Raw genomic sequence first — 5,774 nt, 5'->3', positions numbered from 1 at the left:
GAGGTCTCGAGCGGATTCGAACCGCTGTACAAGCTTTTGCAGAGCTCTGCCTAGCCACTCGGCCACAAGACCCTTTTGTTTGGAATGCAAAATTAGGAATTCATGAGGCATTTACCAAATTTTTTGAGCAAAAAAAGATAAATACTTTATAAGACACTGATTTTCAAATAGTAATTATAACTAATATAGCACTATTTTTACGAATTGAGCATTAGAATAAAAGTAAAGGCAAACCCATTGCTGAGTTTGCCTTTGTGTGTATCTCTGAGTGTTGTTAACTTGATTAGAATTAGAAACGGAAGTGTGAGAACGCTTTGTTCGCTTCCGCCATGCGGTGTGTATCGTCTTTTTTCTTAACAGCAGCACCTTCACCTTTAGCAGCAGCGATAATTTCGCCAGCCAAACGATCTACCATTGTTTTTTCTCCACGCTTACGAGCATAAAGAATCAACCACTTCATACCTACTGACAATTTACGATCTGCGCGTACTTCTGTTGGAACTTGGAATGTAGCACCACCTACACGACGGCTTTTTACTTCTACAGCTGGCATTACGTTGTTCAATGCCTTCTTGAATGTTTCCAAACCGTTTTCTTTTGTTCTATCTTCAACTTTGTCTAATGCACCGTAAAAAATATTGAATGCCGTTGATTTTTTACCGTCGTACATCAAGTTGTTAACAAACTTAGTTACCATTACATCTCTAAATTTAGGATCTGGTAACACGTATCTTTTCTTTGGTTTTGCCTTTCTCATTGGAATTGTTAAGTTTTTAATGTTAGCCCAAGCTTCTGCTCTTAACATAGCATACTGGACTGTTTGTCTAATTTGAAATAGGATAATCTATGTAGTTGAAAATGATAATTTACATTTTCAAACTAACGAGTTTCAAATTTTCAAATTATTTTTTCTTTCCTTTTGTTGGAGCTGCTTGTACCTGACCTGGCTTAGGACGTTTAGCACCGTATTTAGAACGACGCTGACGACGACCGTTAACACCTGCAGTATCCAAGGCACCACGGATGATGTGGTAACGTACACCTGGTAAGTCTTTCACACGACCACCACGAATCAAAACGATTGAGTGCTCTTGCAAGTTGTGACCTTCACCTGGAATGTATGCGTTTACTTCTTTACCATTTGTCAAACGTACACGGGCTACTTTACGCATCGCAGAGTTTGGTTTCTTTGGCGTTGTAGTATATACCCTTGTACAAACGCCACGACGTTGTGGACAAGAATCTAAGGCTGGAGATTTTGACTTCCAAGTCATTTGCTCTCTACCTTTACGTACTAACTGTTGTATAGTTGGCATTTTGTCTTGTTGTTATTGAGATACACTTTCCTAATTTTGAAAGACTTTATGTGTATTTTTTTAAGAAAATAAACTGGCAGACTCTCAAATCAGGGGTGCAAAATTACGTAAAGTCTCTGATAAACAAAAGGTTTGATTCAATTATTTTATACATACTCTTAATAATTATCTCATAATTAAGCCATTGGATATTTTTTTGTATTTTTCTCATAAAAAAGAAAAAGGAATCTTATGCTCCTCGAAACACAAAACTCCTTTTGCTTTTTGATTAAAACATGAAAATTATTTTGTTAACTCAGTAGTATAAATAACCTTACCATTATGATTAACCACTTGGACATTAAGTTTATTACTATTCACTGAAAACACCATAAAGCCATATTCGTTGCTTGCCAGCTTACTTATTGGCAATGTGCCAATAGCAGTACTTTCTGATGCAGAGCCTGACACAAAATAGTGTGTTTTGTTAGGAGGCGGTAACAAATGCTGTAAGTCATGATCATGACCACAGATATAGGCATCCACTTGGTATTTATCTAGTATGCCCTTCAATGATGCTCTTACTGCCTTGGTATCATAGCTCTCTCTTCGTTTTTCGGTAGCTGTAAAGAGTGGATGATGCCCCACAACCAACTTCCATTTTACTTTTGGAGAAGTCGTTGATAATACTTTTTCTAGCCATTTTTTCTGAGCAGTACTATCTTGGCTAATTACATTGGGACCATAGTCTTTATTTTTATAAAAATCAGGAATCAATGGGTTGGTATCGATAAACGCCACTAACACCTCATTGCCCTCATCTATTTGGAAGGTTTTGGTGTAATAGCGAGCTGGCATTCGCCAACGACGACTAATTTTTGAATAGGCTACTTGCGCGTCTGGATTACCGCCGTAGTCATGGTTTCCTAAAACAGGATACCAATCCCACTGCAAAGAGAAAGCGGTGTAGATATCCTCAAAAGAATATTTCCAGAGTGGGTCAAACTCACTTTGAACCCCTCGTGGATAAAAATTGTCGCCTGTCGAAATCACAAATTCGCTACCTATTTGCTTTGCAACTTTTCCCATTTGATCTGCAACAGGTTTCTGGTGGTCTTCGCCAACACGCCCCCAATCGCCCATAACCAAAAACTTCAAAGTCCCTTCAATTTTTTGCACGTCCTGTGCTTTTGCTTTTGTAGCCAATAAACATATACTGGCAAGCAGGTAAAATACTTTTTTCATAATTTTTTAGAAAATTAAGTTTGTGTACTTCAACAATTGTCATAACATAGCTGTTCAAATGTTCTGCCTGCCAATGGTTGCAATACAAAGATAATCTTAAAATTGTACTCAATAGTCTATCAAAATTAGACTTCTATTGAGAATATTCTATGACTATCTGCAAGGATTTAACAATACTATATTATTAAAGTAATACAACTTGATTTTTTCCCTAAATAAAAAAACAAAAAAGCCTATGTTGTTGACATAGGCCTAAGATTTTATAAACTTCTTACTATCCCTAGCTCTAATCCGCGAAGCTCAGCTAAACCACGTAAGCGACCAATAGCGGTATAACCTGGGTTAGTACGTTTTTCAGGATTTAGGTCATCTAACATACGATGTCCATGGTCTGGACGGAAAGGCAAACGATAATCTGTTCTACCGTCTGAGATACGCTTGCGTTGTTCTAAAACAAGACCCTTCATCACACCATACATATCTACATCGCCATCGAGGTGGTCGGCTTCGTAGAAATTCCCCTCAGCATCACGCTTGGTGGCACGTAGGTGAATAAAGTTGATACGACTTCCTAGGCGTTCGACCATACCTGCTAGGTCATTATCTTCACGAACGCCATAACTTCCTGTACAGAAACACAGACCGTTATTAGTGCTTTCGTAAGCTGCTAATAATTGTTGCGCATCGCTTTCGGTACTTACCACTCTTGGTAAGCCCAAAATTGGATAAGGAGGATCATCGGGGTGGATGGCAAGATTGATGCCTGCCTCTTCTGCTGCTGGAGTGATAGCTCTGATAAATTCATAAAGATTGGCACGCAATTCTGCATCTCCAACTTCTTTGTAGGTGTCTAATACTGCTGCAAATTCTTCTACGGTAAAACTTTCTTCGCTACCCGGCAAACCTGCTATAATATTACGAATTAGCTTGGTTTTGGCAGCTTCACTTGCTTGATTATACCAAGCGTGAGCTTTTTGTAATTGAGTTTCTGAATAACTATCCTCTGCGCCTTTTCTTTTTAGGATAAATACTTCAAAAGCTGCAAATTCGGTAGCATCAAAGCGTAGGGCCGTAGACCCATCGGCCAATGGATAATCCAAATCGGTACGAGTCCAGTCCAATACAGGCATAAAATTGTAACACACCGTGTCAATGCCTGCTTTGCCAAGGTTGAGCAAACTCTGTTTGTAATTTTCGATGTATTGCAAATAATTGCCGGAGCGTTTTTTGATATCCTCGTGTACAGGCACGCTTTCTACTACAGAAAAACTAAGTCCTGCTTTTTCTATCTCGGCTTTACGAGTCAAAATTTCTTCTAATGACCAAACTACGCCATTGGGCAGATGGTGAAGTGCTGTTACGATACCTGTAGCTCCTGCTTGACGAATATGTGCCAACGATACAGGGTCTTTTGGACCAAACCAACGAAATGTTTGTTCTAAGGGCATTTTAAGATTGATTAGGATGAAAAGATGCGATTAATTTATAAAGGCAATCTTTGTTTTTTTTTACCCAATCATTCCTAAGAAAGATTTAAAGAATAGGCATGAGGGCAACAAGTTGCCCCCTGTGATTTAGAGATTAAAGCTTATTTGCTACGAGAATAATTTGCTACATAATCAGGTACTGGCGTTTGATGACGCATAAGTGGATCAGTAATTGGTGCTTGTGCAACTTGTTGTAAGGGTAAAACTCCTGCCCAAACTGGCAATTCATAATCTTCTTCATCGTCGCTAGGATTACCTACTCGTACTTTAGCCGAAGCTTTTTCTAATGAAAACGCCAAGACCATTGTTTTCTTCATTTCGGAAGCCTCTGGCTGACGAACTTCTGCCCAACGACCTTTGATAACATGTTCGGTAAAAGCTTCTAAAGCATCCCATGCTTCTTGTTCATCGCTAATAAGTTCAGCTTGTGCAAATACCACCACAGAACGATAATTGACCGAATGATGAAAAGCAGAACGAGCTAATACCAAACCATCCAACAACGAAACAGAGATACAAACCTCGCGACCATCGGCAAGGCTTCGCATAAAATGGCTTCCTACAGACCCATGAATATAAAGCTTATTGCCTATTCGACAATATCCTGTTGGTATCATCATAGGTTTCCCATTTTCAACGTAAGCAACTTGACAAACCAATCCTTCGTCGAGGATACTGTAAATTTGTTCGGAGTCATAGCTGGCTCTTTTTGCTAATCGACTTGGTTTTAAATTAACCTCTTCCATAAGTTCTTGTAAATATGTATAAGTAATTACACAAAATTAAATTTTAGTGCTCGGCTTTAGGCTGTAAGCCGTAGGCGGTGGGCTTTGGAAAAAAGCATAGCTGTGGTTAATAAAAATATTTTAACACTCCGTGCCTGTTGCCTGTTGCCTTGTCCCTAAACACATAACTTAAATATTATTCTGCTCGATTACTTAATTAACAGATATATTGATAAATCATATTGCAAATTTCTATCTTTACTGGCATAGTTCATTAGTCCAGTTACAAATAGCAATACAGTCCAGATGCAAATTCCATATAAGTCTATTTTGGTATTAGAGCGTGGTTCGTCAGTGCCATTATATGTGCAACTTTCCAATGCTTTTATTCAGCATATTCAAAGCGGTATTATTCCAAAAGGAAGCAAACTTTTGGGTTCACGTCCATTGGCAGAATTATTAGAAATAAATCGTCAGACAGTCATTCAGGCATTCGACGAAATGCAATCGCAAGGATGGATTGAAGTTTTACCCAAAAAAGGGGTTTTTGTCAGTAATCAACTCCCAATAATTCAGGCAAAAGAGTTTACTTCTACTCAAATAAAGGAAACAAGTGAAAAAGATAGCATCCTAATCAAGCGAGCTTCGGGTTTATTTTTACCTAAATTAATTCATCATCGGCTTGCCTTCAATGATGGCTTGCCCGACCCACGCTTGGCTCCGAGGGAGGCATTGGCCAAACGTTATGCACATTATATCAACTACGCCGAACCAGCTTTATTAAATTATACGGAGGTTTATGGCTTGCGCCGTTTTCGAGAAAATTTGGCCACATTACTCAATCAAACTAGAGGGCTTTCTATTACTGCTCATCATATCCTAAGCACACGAGGAAGCCAAATGGGGATTTATTTGTTGGCTCATGCGTTCATCTGTTCGGGCGATTTGGTTGTAGTTGGTGAGCTAAGTTATCAAGCAAGCAACCAGACATTTGAGCATTTTGGAGCAACCATGATAACCAT

6 protein-coding genes and 1 tRNA gene are annotated in these 5,774 nt (G+C 38.8%); 1 reads left to right on the top strand and 6 read right to left on the bottom strand.

The window, feature by feature from the left end:
* Position 1: 1 nt before the first annotated feature.
* The 6 genes from ACOVQ4_RS15225 to ACOVQ4_RS15200 form a co-directional block, all read right to left on the bottom strand.
* Positions 2 to 72, bottom strand: a tRNA-Cys gene (locus ACOVQ4_RS15225).
* A gap of 217 nt (positions 73 to 289) precedes the next feature.
* Positions 290 to 757 carry a 30S ribosomal protein S7 gene (gene rpsG, locus ACOVQ4_RS15220; RefSeq protein WP_095161130.1) on the bottom strand — a complete coding sequence of 156 codons (468 nt, stop codon included), beginning with the start codon at positions 755 to 757 and terminating at the stop codon, positions 290 to 292.
* Positions 758 to 902: 145 nt separating this feature from the next.
* Positions 903 to 1,316 carry a 30S ribosomal protein S12 gene (rpsL, locus tag ACOVQ4_RS15215; protein WP_026997933.1) on the bottom strand — a complete coding sequence of 138 codons (414 nt, stop codon included), beginning with the start codon at positions 1,314 to 1,316 and terminating at the stop codon, positions 903 to 905.
* A 282-nt stretch (positions 1,317 to 1,598) separates the two neighbouring features.
* Positions 1,599 to 2,540 (bottom strand): purple acid phosphatase family protein, encoded by a 942-nt coding sequence (locus ACOVQ4_RS15210; protein ID WP_421821483.1) that lies wholly within the window; start codon positions 2,538 to 2,540, stop codon positions 1,599 to 1,601.
* A 260-nt stretch (positions 2,541 to 2,800) separates the two neighbouring features.
* A complete protein-coding gene (uxuA, locus tag ACOVQ4_RS15205; RefSeq protein ID WP_421821482.1) occupies positions 2,801 to 3,988 on the bottom strand; it encodes a mannonate dehydratase in 1,188 nt (395 codons plus the stop codon).
* 140 nt (positions 3,989 to 4,128) lie between these two features.
* The gene (locus ACOVQ4_RS15200) at positions 4,129 to 4,773 is read right to left on the bottom strand and encodes a pyridoxamine 5'-phosphate oxidase family protein (protein WP_421821481.1); all 645 of its coding nucleotides are present in this window, start codon (positions 4,771 to 4,773) and stop codon (positions 4,129 to 4,131) included.
* A 285-nt stretch (positions 4,774 to 5,058) separates the two neighbouring features.
* On the opposite strand from ACOVQ4_RS15200, the gene ACOVQ4_RS15195 reads away from it, so the two are divergent.
* Positions 5,059 to 5,774, top strand: a 716-nt coding sequence (locus ACOVQ4_RS15195) for an aminotransferase class I/II-fold pyridoxal phosphate-dependent enzyme (RefSeq protein WP_421821480.1), incomplete at its 3' end; no start/stop codon positions are given.

The sequence above is a fragment of the Flectobacillus sp. genome (genome assembly GCF_049240685.1).
In the GTDB taxonomy this organism is placed as follows: domain Bacteria; phylum Bacteroidota; class Bacteroidia; order Cytophagales; family Spirosomataceae; genus Flectobacillus.
The sequence above is the reverse complement of the archived record's forward strand: the minus strand, read 5'-3'. Positions and strand labels throughout refer to the sequence as shown.